The organism is Nitrososphaera sp. (assembly GCA_039938515.1).
GTDB lineage: Archaea > Thermoproteota > Nitrososphaeria > Nitrososphaerales > Nitrososphaeraceae > Nitrososphaera.
The window spans coordinates 215,939-236,138 of sequence record JBDUUL010000015.1; the positions used below are offsets into that span (position 1 = coordinate 215,939).

Genomic DNA, 20,200 nt, shown 5'->3' on the forward strand with positions numbered 1-20,200 from the left:
AAAAAGTCCTTTATAGATAGTTCGAACAAACCTGCGATGAAAAAGTTCAAAGCACTACGCGACGAAAACGGGAAGCTCAGGGGAAATGCCGTTCTTGGTATCACCCTTGCAGCCATTCTTGCCGCCATGGTGCCTGCAATTAACGCCATTGCCGGCGTGGCGGCAGCAACAGACAACCATCCGTTCACCGGAACCGACCTGGCCCAGCCAAACGATAGCGGAGCCATAATAAAGGCACGCGCGTCAAATGCGCTGTTCGAACCAGCTGCAGGGCTTAGCAATGTCTTTGGCCCCGGCGGGCTATTCCCGATGAACAGCACTTTCTCATGCGCCAACTCACTGACCTGCGGTGTCTCTGCTGGTGACAATGCAGCGTTCTTTGGTCATTTTGAGAAGGGCAATGCGCACTCGCTGACCGGCTACGAGGCAACATACACGTCGCCGGTGACATACGGCCCGCAGCAGGTTGCCGACCACACCTACAAGATAATCCTGACAGACACTTACTGGAACAGCACCGACTCGGCGATGCCCACAAGGCAGGCAGAATTCTTGAAGCTGGTAAATAATGTCGGGTTTGACCAGATACAGCATGGAGCCTCGATGGTCGACAGGTCTGACGTGCCGCAGCTGCACGACGTCGCATTCCTCTACGGCCATGCCAAGGTGGTGGATGTGACTGCGGGCAACAAGGTCGTGGCAAGCGACGTGTTCACGCACGTGATGGTCGCCCATGTCATGAACGAGACAAGGTTCTACAGGGACCTTGCGAACGAAGCGACGAGTCCGACCATGGTCTTCCTGTTTGCCGTCAACATCCCAAGCGGCGTAAATCTACCCGGTGTAGGAACACTTACGCCCGCGCAGGCCCAGTCTTTCACTCCGCTGCCTTCAGACCCGTCACTGACCCACACGCCGCAGGTAAACTATCCAGTGCAGATTTCGCCGCCACGGACCGGCTCTATCGGAGCACCGCTTTCGCAATCCACGACCTGGCCGGTAGACAATCCAAAGCAGCCACTGTTCTTTACCTTCCTGGTGTTCAATGAGGCGCAGGTAAAGGTCAGCTCGATAGACTAGGCAAGAGCGGCCCCCTCCACTTTTTTTGAAAGACAGTTCAGCGGCTTTCAAAATCTCTTGGTTGTTTCCACTCCCATGTTCGTGCATGCCGTGCTCGTTGGCGTTTCTAAAAACCAATGTAACTGTTCAAGCTTGAAAGCTCGGAGTGGTTGTCTGAAACGACTTTGCGCTTGTGACGTTTTACAGCCATGCCCTGCGCGTTGCTGTGCCAAATTAATAGAGAAGGTGAGGCCGGTCTGATGGGGATTCCATTAGATACAGCAAAAGTGACACAGTTTATTCAACCGCGATAGAAAGTTCAGGCTTGCTTTATTCCATCAGACGGCGGCAGGTCTTGATCTGGGGCAACAGGAACCGTGAAAGCAAATTCTGCTCCCTGCCTGTCGACTCTGTTTTGCCCGTAAATTGTCCCTCCATGCGCCTCGACAATACTCTTGCAGATGTACAGGCCTATTCCAGTACCCTGGTCCGAGCCTGTCACGAACTTTTGAAACAACCTTGGCAGAATTGAGGGGTCGATGCCAGCCCCTGTGTCGGCTACGACTACCTGTGCACCGACTGCGTCTTTTTTGCTCGCAGTTACGCTTATCGAGCCTTCCTTGGTAAACTTGGCTGCGTTTCTAAGCAAATTCGAAATTACTTGCGTTATCATGTCCTTATCTGCATAAATCATGATGTCGGTAGGAGAGTAGATGACCTTTACCTTGGGGCTAAAGTTTGGACTCGAGGTAGCGTCCTTGACAGCCGCTGAAATTGCCTCGTCCAGGCTAAAGGTCTGCTTATGAAGCTTTAAAGATCCGCTCTCAATTCTTGCCACTTCCAATATCTCGGACGACAGCCGCTCGAGCCGCTTTGCATTGCGAACAATCAGGTCGACTTCTGGCCTCGTTATCATGATGCTTTCGCTCTCTTTGAGGGAATCGTTCATGAGCTCGCTTGCCACCAGTATCGGCTGTATTGGCGTCCGAAGCTCATGAGCAGCAATATTGACAAATTCCCTTTGCATCTTGTCGTGCACGAGCAGCTGCTCGTTTGCGTCAGCAAGAAGTTTGTTCGAGTCCTGCAGTTTCCTGTTTGATTCTTCAAGCGACCTGCTGTAGGACTTGAGCTGGGAAGTCTGAACGTCGACAGTTGTGGCCAGGCGTTTGTTCCAGGTAACAATAATCGCAGCAAGGACAGCAGCAATGACGGCTATGGCCGCCAGAATATACAGGTTGAACGTCCTCTGCTGCTCTATTAGCGAAACCACGTTACCCGCAAGCTGGTGAGGAGTCAGAATGTATAGCATTGCAACAGTGTTGTGATTTACAGTCACGGGAGAGTATGCAATTGTGCTAGTGCTGTTTTGCGTGCCAAAGTCGCCCGAACCGGCCATCCCACTTAACGAGTCACGAACGATCTTGTCAAATGGCTGCCGAATTTCTTGTGGAATAATGGATTGTACTTCCTGGCCAAAGATGTTCTTGCCCACGTACTGCGGGATGCTGCTGGAATACAGTACGACGCCGTTTGAGTCAAGCAGTCCTACCTGGCTCTGGTAGTTGCCCGCCAGCTGGGATTGCACAAACTTGCCCAGCTCTTTTAGGCTGACAGAGCTGGTTACAACGCCCTTGAAGTCGCGTACGCCATTGGTATCAAAGATTATTGGGTATGCGATGTTGATCCTAGGGGCGCCGTCGATGCCCAGATAATACGATGAATAGTAAGGCGCCTGGGTGTCCCTTGGCACCTTAAAGTAGTCCCTGTAACTCAGGTCAAGGCCGACGAACTTTTTGTAGTTTGAGACGTTGCCAAAGTTGCTGGCCCAGTAAACCTTGCCGTCCCTGTCAAACCATGTATATACGTCTGTTATTTGCGAGGTAGAACTCTGGGAGGATTCGAACAGATGAGAGCTCTGCGAGGCATTGCCACTCTCTACTACGCGCGAGCCGGAAATCTCTTGCAGGTTGTCGTCAACGTGTTTTAGCTGCTGGCTCAAAAGGGCAGCCAGGTCATAGGCCTGAATATTTGCGTTTGATCTTGCGTCGTTGGAGGCCACAAATGTTATCTGGTCTATGACAGAGGAGGAGTGCAGATATGAAGCAATTGCAAAAGCAACAGCCGCGCCTATGATAACTAAGACTAGGAGCAGGCTCTTGTAGGCTTGCCACAGAGACACTTGGTCTTTACTTTTTGAAATAGTATTAAAAAATCTGTTGAATTAATCTTAGCGAAGAATTCTACCAGTGATTGTTATGCAGGCAGCTGTCCATGCTGCTGGCTGATTATTTCCTGCAGTCGTTAATGTCCAAAGTCGCCCCGCCCCGCCTGCTTGTCGTCATGAGGATTATGACTCTCTACAACAATCGCTTGACTGTTTCTCCTTGACATCGCAACAACAAGCGATAGGGCTACTGCCGCAAATGAAATCACCGCCGCGGTGATGAATATAAGGTTGTAAGCCGTGCCGGTCGGAAAGGTGCCCTGCACGCCGGGGACCGAGGACTGGTTGGTTTGCTGCAGCGCGCCGGAGACAGTCGGCCCAAGGGACATCCCGACCAGATTCAGCAAGAGGGTCATTCCAAGTGCAATGCCGGTCATTTGCATCGGAACTGAGGTGATTATGACGTTAAACGCGCCGGTGATAGAGAGCGAGAGGCCTGCAGCAAGTATTGTGAGGCCCGTCTGGACAGCGTATTCGGTCGAGTGGGAGCCCAGAAGAATGAGAAACCCGACCGCGCTTATCACAGTCCCAGCCAGCGTGAGCCGTGAATTGCTGATTCTTTTCAGGACAAAGCCCGAGGCTACGGTTCCTACGAGAAAGACTATCATAAATGGCAGTTGAACGGTCGCAACTGCAAGTGCATCCCCGCCAAAGCCAAGGGGCTGGGGGCTCCTGACCATGACCGGAACCGTGAGGTAAACGGTAAATATCGACAAAAAGGTCAGCAGTAGAATTATGGTGGGCGCAAGAAAGTTTCTGCTCTTTATGAGCTTGAAATCAAGCAATGGCGAGCGTGCTTTTCTTTCTGCGACCAGGAGAGCGGCAACCGAGGCGGCTGACATGGCAAAGAGCCCTGCCACAAGATAGCCAGGAACACTTTGGCCGCTTTGAACAAAAGTAATTCCTGCAAGAAACGAGATTATCGCCGATGCCAGAGCCAGTATTCCCTTAAAGTCTATTGATTTGTCAAACCCTTGCGGCCCGGCCGGGTTGCCGGGCATTTGGGGGACTGCAGGCACGCGGACGAGCTTTAGGATCAGAAACCAGAGGGCTATCGTCGGCGGAAGAATCGCGACAAAGGTAAACGGCCAGCCGTAGGCCTGAATTATTGCCGCGCCGCCTGCCAGGCCTATGATGGCGCCGCTTGGAAACGTCGCGCCGAATATGGTCTGGCCAATAGCCATCCTCTTCGGGGGCATCACGTCCCTGATTATTCCAAACGTAATCGGGAACATTGCCATGCCCACGCCCTGCGCCGCCCTTGCCGCAAGCATCAGGTCAATGTTGGTAGCGAGCCGGCCTGCAAGGAGGCCGGCTGCATATACGCCCATTATGATTAGCAGGATCTTTTTCTTGCCGTAAATGTCTGACAGCTTGCCTCCGATAGGGGTCATGACGGCTGCCGCAATGATGTAGGCGGAGAGGAGCCATGCCGAGGTGCTGTATGAAATGTTGAACTCGCGGATAAAGTCCGGAATTGCCGGCAGGATCATGGTCTCGTCAAACATCACGATAAGCCCGAGGCCGCTCAGTATTGCAAGGGTCAGCCAGGCTGCCCTGCCGGAGTCAAGCTTGTCCACGACAGTCATTTAGCGATAGCCTGCCTGCAAAGTATCCACGGCTTGAACAAATTGACAATTTAATTCAACCGGGGTTTTGTGCGACGATTGTCTGTCTAGTGGGCAGGATACCGCACTGCTTTGCAGGCCTTGCGAGCTCAAGCCTGTTATGCTTCCCATGCCTCAGGCAAGTGATTCCAAAATCATTGATGGGAAGATGGGTGATATGTTGACGGGGCTTATTCAAGGTGGAAAAAGGAAAATAAAATAGAATAAACTGGTGCAAGGTGGCAGGGGCCGAGCAGGAAGGCCGCTCATTGACCGAAGTTTCTTGCTTTGAAAATAATGGATAGCATGTCAGCATACGACGGCAAGCATGAAAAGATAAGGGGACCGTATGCTCACTAGGCTGTTCAGACAAGAATCGGCTTTAGGGTCTCCAAGCGAATTGTGCAGCGCATCAAGGCACGATCTAAGGAATGGCGCAACGAAAAAGCCGGGGCAGAAAAAAGCCTGAAAAGAAAACTACTATAAATACTTTTAATGGAGCCGTCAATGCCGCGCTGTTCTGAAGCAATTAGACAATTGTCGGGCGGATGGCGTGATCGACAGCTTTAATAACCAGGTTTCTTATGGGGCAAAACACCATTCGAACGACTACTTCTAGCTTCTATCCCAGCGTCAGATACCTGCATTTTCGACCTCTGCATTATGGCTCTTCAAGGAAATTGTTGACGGCTGACTGGGTGGTTCCCGTGTCCCTAAGGCAACTTCAAAGCAGTCGATTTGAAAGGCAAAGACCGACGAACGATGACTACCGACACGACAGACATAAAGCAGCCTTTGAGCATTGAAATATCGAGCTAGGGCTTTTGGAGCCAAATGCACAGACGCCATCAGAGCGTGCTTGTTGCAGTCCATTCCGTCATGGCAGGCACTGATAGGGCAAATCATCAAAACACAAACGGGGCGCTGTGGCATGGAAGGCCAACAAAATCAACTTACCACCGCCTGGGCTTTGTCAGGGTCGGGAGAACTAAGGGATATTGGAGGGATATTGAGCGGTATAATAGAAGGATATCTAGAGGGATATCGAAGCCCAATAATCGTGCTTAATCTGTGCTCAGAATCAAGACTACGTCACTATGAATATAGCCTATCATCTGCGTGTCATTGGCTCAAGCGCTAGAATGTAATTCCAGGACACTAGCGCACAGAATATCCACTTTCATTATCCACCTGCGCGCTTTAGGGACTGCTGCCTGCAGGGCCCTAGAAGTCGCATCCCTTACAAACGAGATTCGATTTCAATAATCCCGGAGCCTTGCCGGGCCAGCTAGGGCGCCCCCGCAGCGAACCATAAATACTAGTGTTCTCTCCCGCCGAGCCGAATGAAAAAGATTCATTCAGTAAGCGTAGCAGAAGCGATTGGCAGGCTATCGCGCTATGCAGAAATCAAGAAGGATAGGAGGCTTGAACAAGAAGAGGTTAACGATGTCAAGCATTGCATGAGCGTGCTTAGGGACCAGGGATGGACTATTGGTGATGTCTACAGACTAACTAAACGTGTGTGGTCAAAGGTCACAATAAAGGCATACTGGCGCGGCCCGAGTTCAGGGCAGGAGGACGGCATAGATAGCAACGCCATTTCCGGGCCAGCTGCCTCGGGGAAGGGCGGCGTCAATGAACGACCAAGGACGAAATCACCTCGCGTAACTATGCAATCCTTACCTAGATTGCTGGATAGTGGACAGATTACTGAAGATGGACTTCGATTTATTGAATTATTCGGGCCCCGGCTGAGTGAAAATAATTGTTCGATTGATGATCTGTACTTCATTCTCACTCAATTACAGGCATCGGGTTTGCCGACCCCATACATTGTGGAGCGCTTCAAGATGGCAGCCGCATCTGACATGTCGCCAGAGGAATGGATGTTGTGTTGCGAGCGCATTGCATACCTAGACAAGAAAAACATAGGGGGCAATGAAATCGCCGAGGTAATCGAAGCTGCCATAAAGTTTGGCGAACCAAGTAAGATAATGAAGGCTCTAAACGAGCTCGGCTCACTGCGGGCTATTTCAGCGAGAAAAAGGGCGGTACAGGCAGAGTTGGACGGACTTGAGCCAAAGGCAAGCCAGACTAGGCTGGAAATTGAGAAAGCCCAACCGCTACTTGCACAATACAAGAGGCTAAAGGCAATGGGCTTTACTGAGGAGAAACTCGGACGGCTTGTAGCAGAGGCCCAAAAGTTCGGAGGTTTCGACAACACGCTGGATGCAATTTCAGAAAAAGCTTCAGTCAAGGAGATAAAACGGGAACGAATGCAGGAGCAAGCAAAGCTGGATAGCGTAGTTGCGGATCGCAAAAAGTTTGAGGAAGTACACGCCAGGGACGAGGCAAAGTTAGCCGTTTGTGGCAGGCTTGTAACTGAATTCAAGTTTAAGGATGCGACGTTCGCTCGACTGTCAAAAGTGATGGACAAGGTTGACAATAATCCAGATTCACTAATCGATACATTTGAAACATGCGGAAGCCTTTACCGGCTTAAGCAGGTACTGGAGATAAGATGGAAAGAATATTCCGATCAGTCAAAGCAATTAGATCAGCTGCAACATGAGAAATCAAGCCTAGAAGCAAAGAACCAAGACCTCGAGGTTCGCAACGAACAATCTAGAGCTGACCTTGAACAAATGATTACAGCACAAGCAAAATACTTGGGAACTGCTATAGACGTCGCTGTCGCCCTCAATTATGATGACGTGGGTTTACTGAGCAATATTCAAATATTGCGCATATTCCAGGTCGCCCGGGAAATCATCCAACTAAAGAAGCTTGACACTCCATATCCTGATCTTCAAACGCAGTTATTCAAAATCGAGTATCGGGTAATGTCCCGCTACCCCCAGATAGAAAATTACCCCACACTTCAAAAGCTCAAAGAAAAGATTCAAGCTAACGTCAATAAGCCTAGCGAAACATCTATCGAATACCTTACCAGTGTGCTAGTCGCCATTAGCAATTATCCAGAAGAGTACTGGAAACGCCGTTTACTTGAAGAGGAATTGGAGCGAATAAGATCAGAAAGGGACGAACTCCGTCTGAGGGTGCCGAACATGCCGGCTACCGAGAAGGAATGGACGGAGTTCGTTTATGCAGAATTGGAAAATGTGAAGAATCCCGGCACGAAAGAGCAGTCACCGATCCTCTCTAATAGGCTTGGCATTAGGAAGAAGGTCCATGAAACTGTTAATTCGATGCTCAAGGCCAGAATGGACGAAGAGTTCAACATCACAATCAAGGAGCAGTTTAAACTCGCAACGCTGAAGCGTAAAGACTTTTGGGCCGCAAACTGGCCTACAGAGTTTGGCGAGAAGACAAACGAGAAGATTATCATGCTAGAGCAACTTGCCGAGGCGCGTCCATTTCAGGCACTATGCGGAGAATGGAAAAAAACCTGCAGCATTTGCGGCCAGGTAAACGAAATAAGGCTCGAGAAGCAGCAAATCGTAAACCTTCTCAAGGGCGAGTCCTTTATCTGGAGAATTCATAACATGGCTTGCAGGAGCGGAGGTCAAGTAATCAAACTCGAATGGGTTATCGATCAGTACATAATGAGAGAAGGCTCAAAAGCCGAAAAGAAATATTTTGGCTGATCTCAGTGCAACGCAATAGTCAACCCATGAAATTGTCGAGGAGGCTGAAAAAAGTTTCCGGGAAAGAGCTTGAAGTGTTTGGGAGCGACCGCCAAAATTTCTTGGAAAGGCAGAATTTCGAGAGACTGCCTAACCGCTGGCCGATCCGGTTAAGAACGTCTACAATTGAAATGCCAGTGTCGAAAAAGCATATCCAGATACATGTTACCTAGGGTAACACCTGGGATTTTCTGAATGGTTTTCTACAGCTATCCGTGACACGACTATGTGATTTTGGGAGAGCCCAAACGACTGGCCACCCAGCAGAGCTACCTGTCAAATATGAAATGACCCACTACCTCAAGCATCAGTGCTATCGCGAACTGTCATTAGAAGGAGCAGGCGGCGCGTTAATTCCGTTCGACATCATTGCATTCAAGGGAGAATCGCCGAATGATCAGCAAATTGCATTTGAGGTAAAGGCCGATATTCTGCACAAAGGTGAGAGCGATGGAATGTACTTGCTCGGAGCTGCCGAAAAAGAAGGAAAAAGGACGAGATACCTGCCAAGACCTATCACACAAAAGAAGACGCAGCGGCAGCAATTGACGTGCTCTACTGCATGTTTTCGCCGCAACGGTTTGCCAACAAGCAAAACTATGCAAGCATAGGCTGGAAAATTGAAAAATCTAGCAGGTGAGCGGGAATACTAGGTTGGTCTAGGTAGCCTAGGGCACCCTCCCCCAAAGGTGACAGGTCGGTTATTTGTTCTCAAGTTATAGCAACATCCGATGTTAATAGGCATAATCTGGGTTCTCTTGGCTCACGGGTTCTTTGACCCGCCAAGCTTGTGGCAGATCGTTGTTTTTGCAGCGCCCATGATACCGGTGGCCTGGAAGAAGAGAAAGCAGATCAAGGGCTTGTGCAGATTTCTTTGCTCAAGGACGTATGCATAACGGCAGGAGCATCTGGGGCCTTAAGCATAAATTCTCTGGAGGCTACATCCTGTCAAATTTGGGCACTGTCTTTATCTCGGTTGACGTTGAGGCCAGCGGGCCATTTCCTCCGGATTATTCGATGCTCAGCCTCGGCGCCTGTGTGGTGGGAAATGCGCCAGAGAAATTTTACGTCGAGTTTCAGCCCATAAGCGACAATTACGTTGACAAGGCATTGCAGGTTTCCGGTTTTACCATGAAAGGCGCAAAAGAGAATGGCAAGGCCCCTGCCACTGCGATGGCAGAGTTTACTGACTGGATAGAGAAGCACATCAGAGGGAACAAGAAGCCTTCTGACGAGACTAGGCCCAAGTTTGTAGCCTTTCCCGCAGGGTTTGACTGGATGTTTGTCAATTATTATATGTTAAAGTACGTCGGAAGAAATGTCTTTGGACTTGCTCCCTTGGACATTCGCAGCGTATACTTTGGATTGTTTCCAGATCAGAACGGGTTCGTCATGTCCAAGTCTGAAATGAAGAGAAAGCTTGGCGTAACGACAGAGCATACGCATAACGCATTGGATGATGCGATAGAGCAGGGCGAGATGTTTGCTAGGATGCTAGAGATTAGAAAGTCGCTCAAAAGGAGCGCGGAATAACGGCAAAGTTGCCCGGAGCTATTTCGAGCGCTTTATGTCAGCTTCCCACGTGCGTTCTCCGAAGGATGGGATAGTTCAGGCCCTATTGAGTTTTGCAATGCGGCCTCCTTGTATTGATGGATTTGCTTCTTGGAATGTCGCGATTTTGAACAGCAACACTTTCCAATGCTCTAGTCAAGCTCGCTGCATGAACCTTACATCAATCAATTAAGGACTGTAGATCATTTAGAACCATATTGAAAATATGCTATGTAGTTACATTAGCAATAACTGCTTTTGAAATTAGCAGTAATCTCTATTGTTTGTATTTGCGCTCTGGATAATAACTTCAGCATAATGTGCTAGAACGATGGTCTCTAACAAGACATCAAACCGACGCGCAGTTTCGCCAATCGTTGCGGTCCTCATTCTTATTGTGGTCGCAGTCGTAGGCGGTGGCGCAGTTGCCGTCCTTATGGGCAACATTACATCACAAACATCACAGCAGGCTTCAAGCCAGGCTGTTGCCAACAAGTCATCAAGCGTACTGAACATCGGTGGTTCGACAACAGTATTCCCAATCACTGAAGCAGTCAAGGGCAACTTTACTGCTAGCAGTGGCATTGCAATCAACGACGCGCAGGGCGGCTCTGGCGCAGGCATGGTCGGCGTTGACCAGGGTGTCCTCGACATCGGCGCAGCTTCTAGCATAAAGGCATACACCGACGAAGTAGCAAAGGACCCAACCGCTAACCTGAAGAACTATCTTATCGGCGGCTCCGGCATCACAATCATCGCCAAGGGTTCAAGCGCTAACGTAACATTCCCAGGCGGAATCCTTGCAGGTGCAAATACATGCGCAGTTATGCCATCTGACATTGCCAAGACAATATTCACCGCAAACGGTGGAACATTCAACGGCCACTCTGCATACTGGGACCTTACCTGCAACGCACAAGGCTTGGTAACCGCAGCAGTTCCAACTACAGTACTTAGCGCAACATCAGTCCACGTATATTCAAGAAGCGACCTTCCATCTGGCACAGCAGACCAGTGGGCTATCTGGATTTCACAATCCAACTCTGCAAAGGGCGATGCAACCAACTTTAACGACGGCCAACCAGGAAACCCGAACGTATTCACAGCAGTTGACACAACCAACACCGCAACCGAGCAGGCACTAGGCTTTGTAGATGTAGGCTTTGACAAGACAGGCAACAACGCAAAAGACTTTGTAATGGGCCTCCAGACCTCAAAGGCAGCAACAGGCATGAACGCCAACCACTCACCGGTAGTCGGTGCAGGCCAGGCAATCAAGCCAGTTGAAGATGCAGTCAAGAACTCACTCAAGGGCACTTCACAGTTCCCAGGCGACAACACTGACGCGACAACACAGGCTTCAAGAACCTTCTACTACGTAACCAAGGGTTCACCAAGCGCCTCAGAACAGGCCTTCATTGACTTTGTTAGAAGCACAAGCCCAATCGTAACCGACGCGTTCCACAACCTCGGATACTACAGCATATACGACTTCAAGTAGGAACAACTGAACCCGCAAGGGTTCTTCCCTTTTTTTGGATCAAGTTATCTGTTTAGTAATGTCATGCTTGAACCATATAGATCAATAACAGAGACATTATATTCACTGGTGTGCTGTGCCTTGGCATCAGGGTTAATGTGCCGAATGGACAAAATATTACATCTATACGCTATCGACGAATTGGATATTACTCTGGATAATAGTTATTCCGGCGTTTCGCGGAGGCGCAAGAATTGAAGGCTGCTTCAAAGTCCAAGTCGAAACGCAAGATTAGCAAAAAGGGCTACAGTCAGAGCCTAATGCAGATTCTGACAATACGATACAACATCCCCCGTGCTTACATTACGCTTGGAATACCGGGTGGAATAGCCCTCTTGTTTATACTCACATTCTTTCTCACTGGAATCATAACCCCTGCGGATAGCGGCACGTCATTTACAAACAAGGCAGGTGGCACTAATGTAAATGCACTCAAAGAAAAAGCGAGGGAAGCCTTGCTTGAGCAGTACGGATTGACTGCTTCTGGTGCTAAAAAGAACACCACTGCAGTTGTCGCGCCTCCGACCGGATTTGACGCTGTAAAGCAGACCATTAGAAAATACGTAAACTTTGACGAAGTTATGGTCGCGGGAATCATTATCGGGCTGGTTCCATATTCTGCAGACATTACTATGAAGCAGATCCAGCTCAAGAAACGAGAAAGGGATTTTGTCAAGTTCCTGTTTGAGCTTTCAGAGCTTATCAGGGGAGGCATTGATCCATTGCGCGCAATTCTCTTGCTATCTGAAAGAGATCTTGGTTCCATAACCAAATTAGTTCAGATAGCGGCCAAACAAACTACGCTTGGTTACAGCTTTGAGCAAGCAATGAAGAATCTAGACAAAATGGTTGGCAGCAAGCTCATAGGCAATTATACAGACTTGGTCGTCCAGGCCTCTTACAGTGGCGGAAGTGTATCCGATCTGATTAGAAAGGCATCGGAGGATATGTCTGTATACTTGACACTTGAGGAGGAAAAACTTTCAGGTCTAAAGCAGTACCAAATGATCCTATACGCGTCAGAGGTTATCCTTATGGGAACATGCATTGTCATGCTGCAGCAGTTCTGGCCAAGCCTTCAAAACCTATCTTTTACTGGAGGTACGGGCGGAGTTGGATTTCTTGCCAAGTCCGATATTGCTGACGTGACCGTCGAGCGGGACATGTACTACCTGCTGATACTTAACGGCTTTCTCGGCGGGCTGGTGATAGGCAAAATCTCTGAAGGAAGCATAAAACACGGGCTAAAGCACAGCGTAATTCTTGTAATCATGGGTTTTGGTGCATTTGCTCTGATGATACATCCCCCGGGGCCAGATGACACAAAAATAACCGTCATTTCTTATGATAAAACCGGCCTTGCCAGTTTTCCGATGAAGAATCCTATCATGGTGAAAGTTACAGACGCCGCCGGACACCCAAAACAAAGCGCGCTGGTAAAGTTTGACATCGATAGTCCTGGAGGGGCACTAAGTCCTCCTCAGGCCAATGCCGACAACAAGGGAATAGCTTTTGCCAAGGTTACGCTTGGTTCTACCGTCGGAGATCAAACTGTCATAGTATCGGTAGGCAAGGCAACAACTGCTATAACCATCACAGCCACAAGGGGCGAAGGAAGCGCTGGATAGCCGTTCAACGAGAGTGCTGGAATGCTGTCAGTGAGCGGTAACCTCCCGTATGCTGACTGCTCTACAACTCTCAGAACAAGCTGTCAGGCCCTGTCTTCTAGACGCGTCGCCTCATTGCAGGACTGAATAATTTGATTACGATTAAGCCCTGTAGTCTACCTCAAATACAAATTTGGATATTGCTAGCAAATATTGCGGCTTACCGATTTTTTACGAAAAAATATTTTCTACGTGATCGATATAGATGAAGGTTATAAGAACCCAATTCCGAACGACCCCTAATCTAGAATGAAAAAACCGTTCGGCAGCCGCCCCGCTTCTCGCCGAGGAATTTCGGAGATTTTTGGCGCGCTTATGCTCATTATTGTAGTGGTTGTTGCTGTCGGGACGATAGCTGTCTTTATTTCACAGACTGAAAAACAAGCACAGGACAGACAGAATTTTCAGGACAGTGTAAAAGCTGAAAAGCTTGACATTACCGCCGTGCAATTCTATCCAAACAGCACGCGCTCGGACTTTGAGCTTGACAACGGCTCCAGATATGTCTTGGAATACCTAAATGAATCCCAAGTCTCGATAAACGACGGCACGGTATGCAACATTGTCGGGGGAACCTACAGTCATGACATTAAACCTGGAAGCACGCTACATGCAATAATTGTAGAAACACCCTCACCCTGTACCTTGCAACTTGGGTCGGAAACCGCTACCAGAAACCTAGTCATAAATCAAGCACGTATCTTGAATGCTACGTTTGATGTACGGAATTCAAATATTCAGGATTCATACATTTGTGCTACTGCCATAAATGGGGAATATTCATTTGGATTCAACGACATAAACGGAGCACATCACGAGATGACATCGCCCTATCAAATTCCTGCTCAGGAAAGTGGGAAGGTTATATTGTCATACAATAGTTACAATGTTGCCCCCGAGCGCCTGTCTACATTAAAAGCAACTGTTTATAGCTGCGCGGCAAATTACTTTGATACTACTTATTCTCTGTCAGCACCGGTCGTGCAAGCCCACTATATTTCCGAAGATATTGGCCTAAACAATAAGCGCACCGTACCTGTCTTCCAATCGTCCACTGACGACGGTAAGATACGTTGGCGCATTGACGTGCTTAGCAACAGCAATACAAACAACGACTGGACTGGCAATGTAGTAACAAAATATGTTGATGGCAATGTACTCACTTACAGACCAGAATCGCTGTTTAACTCAACTGAGCAAAAGTCACTCAAGATAACTGGCCCCTTGCACATTTCCATGAAGTCAGTCTCCAGCACTGGGTTGTTAGCGTCTTCTCCGCTAATAACAATGCCAGAAACAAACTCGACGGTGCCACCGGTCGCACTGAATCTCAATTCAACTGTGTATGTTCCCCACCAGTCTAACGTAACCGTTCAGCTCACAGACCTTCTTGGGCGTAGTGTGTCAGGAGCGGGAGTCTCATCCTTTATTGTCTCAACGACACCGTATAACGCAACCATAGCTGACAACACACCATTCGTCCTTACAAATGCCACGGGCTCTGCAAAGATCCAGCTTGTATGGACCGGCGAAAAACCGGGCTACGCCGCATACCTGTCCATAAACTCCAATGGGATTACCAAAGAAATCGAGATAACAACTTCATGATCCTTTCATCAGCATTGCACAAGTAATTTCATTTAGGTTTGCCAGATGAACATGTAGATACACAGGAAGTGCATTTTGACAGTTAGTCTATGAGGAAACCGTTTTTAACCAAAGTCTTTAGCCACAGAAATATGATTAGAAGAAAGTTAATGATAATTGGCTGCTTTGCAGCAATTGCAATTCTTGCCCTTTCTGCCGTCGTGATTGCATTTAGCAAAACCAACTCTAGTCTCTATGCCAGCGCGGTGGCCACCCAGAGCGGAAACTCACGGATAGACAACGCCACTTATAGCGTGTTAAAATACTGCATGCCAACCCTGCCCAAAGGTAGCCAAACATGCGACTCGGCAGTAGGCAAGATCAGCTACAATTGCGATAATCTCTTCAAAGTGAAGCCAGACTCTTGCAGCGACGAGCGGATCACAAGATACTTGGACGCGAGGCACGCATTTGATTCGGCTGACTATCAGGGAAAACCATTGCCGCCGGTCCTGACACAGGGTGCTGCAAAGAGCGGAGCTTAGAGTAGCTAAACTATATAGTTTAAGGATAAATAAATCCGCAAGTTAGACAACTATCGTCGGGTCCGACATGATTGCGCTGTTAGCGAGTCCGCACGCAGTGATTGGACAGGGAGTTCAAATTGCAAACAGTGCGGCCCTGCAAGATCCGTGGCCTGTGGACAGGTTTTGCTGGTGGTTCTGTGACAAACCTTGACAAGCTCTTGTTCAAAGAGCTGCGCAAGATGGCAGATGACGAATACAATAAAACTTACGAGATAGTCTGCCCGCGCTGCAAAATGACATCGCTCAGGCTTGTCTTTATCAATCAAACAAGCTACATCCTATGTTCAAACATGACATGCAAGTCACTTTATGACCTCGCAACAAAGAACTTTCTCGTCAGCCTGGAACGCTAGTAGGCTGAATAAAACAAATAGGAAACCTTCACTGCAAGGCCGTATGCAACTTCTCGGGGCACATCAAGCAGTTTTTTCAAGTCCTTGCCCGGGTTGCCGGGAAAATCTGCCGGACCTTCCAGCTTGTGCTCGTATTCTATCCTAAATTGCAAATCGTTCCCAAATTCCAAGACCATCTTGGCAGTCTTGACATCATCCTGCGCATTCATTTCCAGCCGGCCAGAGTCAATGCCTGCCGTCATTTTCCAAGCAAGCTTCTCGTCAAATGATTCAGCTGCATTCTGCATAATCTTTACAAGCGAGCCTGCGTGCCTCTGGGTGCCGACTCGCTTGACAACGCTATAGGTGAGCAGGCCGCCATTTTGCAGGCTCATCGAATCGTTCATGAAGACCTCATGGTACACGTATCCTATAGTCCCGAACTTGACTATCTTGTCCTTTTTTACCGACGGGTCCTTGCCAAAGACCGTAACCGTTATCCTGTCGTTCTTCCATACTGCCTTGTCGATTGTCCGCTCGCCCAATGCGAGGGTTTGCTCGGCCTCAGCCGCTCCCAAGACGATTACAGGAGTCTTTGACTTCTTGCCGTTCCCGCCAGCAGAGTTTCCAAAAAAGCCCATGGCGGTCATTCATCAGTCAGCTCTCGAGCAATATAAAATTTAGAGAGCCTAATTTCGTCACGGCATCTCTAGTTTTCCTAGTATCGATAGTTTTAGTAATTCTATGGTGGAATCACTGCTCTGATTATCCCGGCTCCACCATTCAAGTGGCGTCATTATAGCAGTTTTGAATTGTCATAATGAAATTCAGATAATAAAAGTTGGAATAGCAGGTAAAATTGGGCGGCATAGCTCCTACTGAGCTGCACTGCTGTGTGATTTCTTGCCGAGTCTGCTAGCAAGAACAACTATGGCTACAAGTAGCCCGGCAATAGGAATAGACGCTACTGGAAACTCGGGGACAACTGTCTGTTCTAGCAGCGGGACCGGCCTAGCAAGGGGATACTTGTCAACGGCGTTATTGCCTGTTCCGTCTAGAGCCAGTGCCCTTGTTATGCCGCCAATCTCATTTGCATTGTTGTTGGCCCAGTCCTGCCAATAGTTGCCTGTACCGGTGCTGCCGTCAGACTGGAACCATTTATTGTCCCGGCCGTCGTCTATGTTGCTGGCGTTTCCGAGAAAGTTATTCCTAATGAGAGTATTGTTTGCGCCTGTAACCTTGATGTTGGTATGGTTTGCACCAATTTCGTTTGTCTCAAACCAGCTCCTGTCAAAAGCAATGCTTACACCGTAATAGAACCCTGCAATCTTGTTAAGCGTGATCTTGTTGACTGCAGTCTTGGTGGTATTTATCACAGCCCCATTTGCGCCGGTGCAGCCGCTCCCCGCGGTATCACCAAGAATCATTCCGGTTGTCCGCACACCGGTCTGATTTGACAGAAAAGTGTCGTTAATGAATGGCCTAAATCCTGCCCAGTGAATGTAATTGTCCTCTATCACATTGACACATGATCCGAAGTGCACCCCTTCCATTCCCATTATATCGTTGCCGGTAATTGTTGCCAAAGACGCAGTGGATGGAAAGTCAACGTCGTAGATCGACCCGGGAGTCGGCAGCGTCTGTGATTTGTTTGTGAATGGATTTGATACGATATTCTGGTCAAACACAACTCCGGACGCCTGCACCGATACGGTAGAGTTCAGGAACTTGTTATTGGAGATGGTAGAGTTGACAGAAGTTCCATCAATAGTCAGGGTCCCAAAATTAACCTCGTTGGCAGTAAAGTTTAGCTTCTTTCCTCCAATGGAAACAGGCCCGGTGAATTTGGAGGTTGAGAAAGTAGAGTTATCGCCCCCAGTGACCTTGAGCAAACTTAGCAGTGAATTTTTCAAGTTAATAGAATGACCGATTATAGTCAACTGGCCAACGGTGTTTGAGACGTTGACAAAGTTGCCGGTAACTGTGCCTTGGCCTGAATCGCCTGTCATTGCAAGGTTATCACCGCCTAGTGTAAATCCACCCGATGAATCCGCATAGGACGTATGATTCAAAGTGGTTCCCTGGACCTGCCCGCTAAAGCGCTCAATCGACAGGCGAGTGACGTTTGTAGTAGTTATGCTGCCGCTGCCTGAATTGATGGAAATGTTGAACGAATTTGAAAGTGTATATCCTCCACCAACGCCGTCAAAGCGCACGTCGTGAACGCCAGTGCTCACAGTAACGTTCGGGGCATAAAGGAATTGCACTGAAGCTCCGCTTGCACCTTTTGATATGCCGAGCGAGCTTAGCCTGACGGAGAACACATTGCCACCTGACGGTTGGCCGACAATGTCCACCTTTTTGTTCACCTCTGTGGAAGTGTACGTTCCCGGCATTACCAAGATGGTGTCACCGACGGAGGCCACGTTTACCGCCTTTTGGATGGTATCATAATCTGCCGGGCCGTTGGCATTAACCGTCCAGACCTTTTGGGCAACTGAAACCGGCAGGCTGGGCTGAACGAGCGAGAACATGAGAATAGTAATTATCGCAGCAAGTGCAGTGCGGAAAAGGCGCATAAGGGATTGCAAATTCTCCCGAAGGAGATTTAAGCCAGATGCCAGTAGAAGATAAATTTACTATAGGCATACCATAGACCTACGTGATCCATTTGTCTCATGGTAGTTCGGAGTATAAAGAAAGTCCTTTCCGTTTGAGTCTTTGTGTTACTATTAAATTGCGATGGGTAATACGATCAGAAGGTAGGCCGCGGTGGATAATGAGAGAACGTGTTCACTGACCCACTTACAACAGGACGAATGCTAGGCACAATTGGCATCATAAACTATGAACAAACTTTCAGTGCTTCCAACAGCTGGGATGACACGTGCTGAACGCGGTCCATTTAAGGCTTGATAATCCTAATGCGGATCTTCAGATGAGGCGCTTCAAAAGTACACTCCTTTATCTCCTGTTCAACCTGTTCCTCATCAGGCTGTTCCTTAGGCTTGATTCCTGAAGGTCTCGACACTCGAATCAGTTGCGAGTTAAAGTATCGCGCAAAATAACGCTTCCAATATAGAAAACCTGCAAACATATTGTAGCAGCCTGGGCAGGTGCTCTTCTATTAAGAAATATGCACAACCTCGTTGAAACTTTTACCAGCTTGATGCGGTTAGGCATGCATGCCCATCAACAGCGAAACCCTTCATTCGGCGAATATTCCGCAGAGTAGCGATTCATGTCGCGGTCTGAATTGCCCCGCTCGCCCGTCTTTTCGACGTCTAAGATGTACGAACTATTATTGCTTTGAACATTTGATAGAACCGGCTGGTAATCAGGAAAACCGATTTAGGAGAATTGCAGAGCACCTAACTCTGCTTTCGGAAAACGTAGAAAGCCCCATGCGCACCTGTGTCAATCGTTTTTACTAGGCGAAAGCCGCCGTCAGAAAAAATTGAGATGTATTTTTCAAACGGCCTGTACTTTTGGTATAGCAAGTCGTCCTGGATTTCGGAGGCGAAAACCAACCTGAGCCAACTTCCAATTCTTCCTCTCCTCAATAGATTTCTGAGTATTTGCCTTCTGACCTGCTTGTCATTGAGAGGGTTGGTCTTCCAAGTCACAATGACAATGTAATCTGTGGAATACGCAACCATATTCTTGAGGATCCGCACGAACGCCTCATCGTCACGTACATGGAATAGAACGTTAAAGCAAGTCACTGTAGGTGCAGCGACGGCAAAGGGTGCCGCGGAGATGTCGCCTTCTTCGAACCTGTAATTTGGATACCTGGTTTTGTTGCGATTTATTATGGCAGGAGAAGCGTCAATACCAAAATATGAATCAAAAACGTGGCCTTCCCACATTATCATGTCGCCACACCCAAGATCAATAACATTGCTCATGGGTATGGCATTTTCTTCAAATACATTCAACACCTCTGACTTGCCTTCAAGCGTGGTTCCAGAATTACCGCCGTGTCGGTAAAGATGATCCCAATACTCATCACTTCGACGGCTCGATGATTCTATCAAATTACATCTATCTCTACGGAGAAAGCCAACTTTGCCCTAGCAATCAATTTGGATTCTTGTACTATATAACCGAGTAGCTGCCAACATATTTTTCACATAGATCAGGCCTAGATAGAGGGAAAGTGTCGCCCACTATCGCTATGACCATGATAGGTATAGCTCCTTGATCCTCTACGGCACATCAATTCGGACTTCATGTTAGAATATACTCCGACGCCAATTCTTGTCTGCATACCTCGTCAAGATTGCAAACACCGAGAGATTGCTACGGCGGTCCTGATCATAAGAAGCATTGAACCATTTGTGGAAAATTCGGGTACTACTGTTTGCTCCACCAATGGAACCGGCCTTGCAAGGGGATA

General features: G+C 48.4%; 14 protein-coding genes. 9 read left to right on the forward strand and 5 right to left on the reverse strand.

Going from position 1 to position 20,200, the window contains the following annotated elements; all coding sequences use genetic code 11:
- Window positions 1-36 precede the first annotated feature (36 nt).
- Window positions 37-1,080 (forward strand): hypothetical protein, encoded by a 1,044-nt coding sequence (locus ABI361_09220; GenBank protein ID MEO9320840.1) that lies wholly within the window; start codon window positions 37-39, stop codon window positions 1,078-1,080.
- A gap of 298 nt (window positions 1,081-1,378) precedes the next feature.
- Here ABI361_09220 and ABI361_09225 read toward each other — a convergent pair whose 3' ends face one another.
- A complete protein-coding gene (locus ABI361_09225) occupies window positions 1,379-3,238 on the reverse strand; it encodes a sensor histidine kinase (protein MEO9320841.1) in 1,860 nt (619 codons plus the stop codon).
- A 122-nt stretch (window positions 3,239-3,360) separates the two neighbouring features.
- Window positions 3,361-4,872, reverse strand: coding sequence for an MFS transporter (locus ABI361_09230; protein MEO9320842.1), 1,512 nt, complete (start codon window positions 4,870-4,872; stop codon window positions 3,361-3,363).
- Between the two features lie 1,361 nt (window positions 4,873-6,233).
- Here ABI361_09230 and ABI361_09235 point away from each other — a divergent pair.
- The 8 genes from ABI361_09235 (at window position 6,234) to ABI361_09270 (ending at window position 15,822) form a co-directional block, all read left to right on the forward strand.
- A complete protein-coding gene (locus tag ABI361_09235; protein ID MEO9320843.1) occupies window positions 6,234-8,498 on the forward strand; it encodes a hypothetical protein in 2,265 nt (754 codons plus the stop codon).
- Between the two features lie 770 nt (window positions 8,499-9,268).
- On the forward strand, window positions 9,269-9,433 hold the full coding sequence (locus ABI361_09240) for a hypothetical protein (GenBank protein MEO9320844.1): 165 nt from the start codon (window positions 9,269-9,271) through the stop codon (window positions 9,431-9,433).
- A 58-nt stretch (window positions 9,434-9,491) separates the two neighbouring features.
- Window positions 9,492-10,070: an exonuclease domain-containing protein gene (locus ABI361_09245; GenBank protein MEO9320845.1), complete on the forward strand. Its 579-nt coding sequence runs from the start codon at window positions 9,492-9,494 to the stop codon at window positions 10,068-10,070.
- Window positions 10,071-10,419: 349 nt separating this feature from the next.
- Window positions 10,420-11,589 carry an archaellin/type IV pilin N-terminal domain-containing protein gene (locus ABI361_09250; GenBank protein MEO9320846.1) on the forward strand — a complete coding sequence of 390 codons (1,170 nt, stop codon included), beginning with the start codon at window positions 10,420-10,422 and terminating at the stop codon, window positions 11,587-11,589.
- Window positions 11,590-11,822: 233 nt separating this feature from the next.
- Window positions 11,823-13,256 carry a type II secretion system F family protein gene (locus ABI361_09255; protein MEO9320847.1) on the forward strand — a complete coding sequence of 478 codons (1,434 nt, stop codon included), beginning with the start codon at window positions 11,823-11,825 and terminating at the stop codon, window positions 13,254-13,256.
- 288 nt (window positions 13,257-13,544) lie between these two features.
- On the forward strand, window positions 13,545-14,903 hold the full coding sequence (locus tag ABI361_09260; protein MEO9320848.1) for an archaellin/type IV pilin N-terminal domain-containing protein: 1,359 nt from the start codon (window positions 13,545-13,547) through the stop codon (window positions 14,901-14,903).
- A 131-nt stretch (window positions 14,904-15,034) separates the two neighbouring features.
- On the forward strand, window positions 15,035-15,427 hold the full coding sequence (locus tag ABI361_09265) for a hypothetical protein (protein ID MEO9320849.1): 393 nt from the start codon (window positions 15,035-15,037) through the stop codon (window positions 15,425-15,427).
- 119 nt (window positions 15,428-15,546) lie between these two features.
- Window positions 15,547-15,822 carry a hypothetical protein gene (locus tag ABI361_09270; protein ID MEO9320850.1) on the forward strand — a complete coding sequence of 92 codons (276 nt, stop codon included), beginning with the start codon at window positions 15,547-15,549 and terminating at the stop codon, window positions 15,820-15,822.
- On the opposite strand, the gene ABI361_09275 is transcribed toward ABI361_09270, so the two are convergent.
- From ABI361_09275 to ABI361_09285, 3 genes are all read right to left on the reverse strand, one after another.
- Window positions 15,819-16,451, reverse strand: coding sequence for a hypothetical protein (locus ABI361_09275; GenBank protein MEO9320851.1), 633 nt, complete (start codon window positions 16,449-16,451; stop codon window positions 15,819-15,821). The genes ABI361_09270 and ABI361_09275 overlap by 4 nt on opposite strands.
- Before the next feature lie 225 nt (window positions 16,452-16,676).
- Window positions 16,677-18,380 carry a hypothetical protein gene (locus ABI361_09280; GenBank protein ID MEO9320852.1) on the reverse strand — a complete coding sequence of 568 codons (1,704 nt, stop codon included), beginning with the start codon at window positions 18,378-18,380 and terminating at the stop codon, window positions 16,677-16,679.
- Between the two features lie 792 nt (window positions 18,381-19,172).
- Window positions 19,173-19,838: a class I SAM-dependent methyltransferase gene (locus ABI361_09285; protein MEO9320853.1), complete on the reverse strand. Its 666-nt coding sequence runs from the start codon at window positions 19,836-19,838 to the stop codon at window positions 19,173-19,175.
- Window positions 19,839-20,200: the final 362 nt, after the last annotated feature.

Bases quoted from the DNA above. Each gene is read 5' to 3' on its own strand.
- ABI361_09220 (MEO9320840.1), top strand. From the start codon at position 37: ATGAAAAAGTTCAAAGCACTACGCGACGAAAACGGGAAGCTCAGGGGA.
- ABI361_09230 (MEO9320842.1), bottom strand. From the start codon at position 4,872: ATGACTGTCGTGGACAAGCTTGACTCCGGCAGGGCAGCCTGGCTGACC.
- ABI361_09235 (MEO9320843.1), top strand. From the start codon at position 6,234: ATGAAAAAGATTCATTCAGTAAGCGTAGCAGAAGCGATTGGCAGGCTA.
- ABI361_09240 (MEO9320844.1), top strand. From the start codon at position 9,269: ATGTTAATAGGCATAATCTGGGTTCTCTTGGCTCACGGGTTCTTTGAC.
- ABI361_09250 (MEO9320846.1), top strand. From the start codon at position 10,420: ATGGTCTCTAACAAGACATCAAACCGACGCGCAGTTTCGCCAATCGTT.
- ABI361_09260 (MEO9320848.1), top strand. From the start codon at position 13,545: ATGAAAAAACCGTTCGGCAGCCGCCCCGCTTCTCGCCGAGGAATTTCG.
- ABI361_09265 (MEO9320849.1), top strand. From the start codon at position 15,035: ATGATTAGAAGAAAGTTAATGATAATTGGCTGCTTTGCAGCAATTGCA.
- ABI361_09275 (MEO9320851.1), bottom strand. From the start codon at position 16,451: ATGACCGCCATGGGCTTTTTTGGAAACTCTGCTGGCGGGAACGGCAAG.
- ABI361_09280 (MEO9320852.1), bottom strand. From the start codon at position 18,380: ATGCGCCTTTTCCGCACTGCACTTGCTGCGATAATTACTATTCTCATG.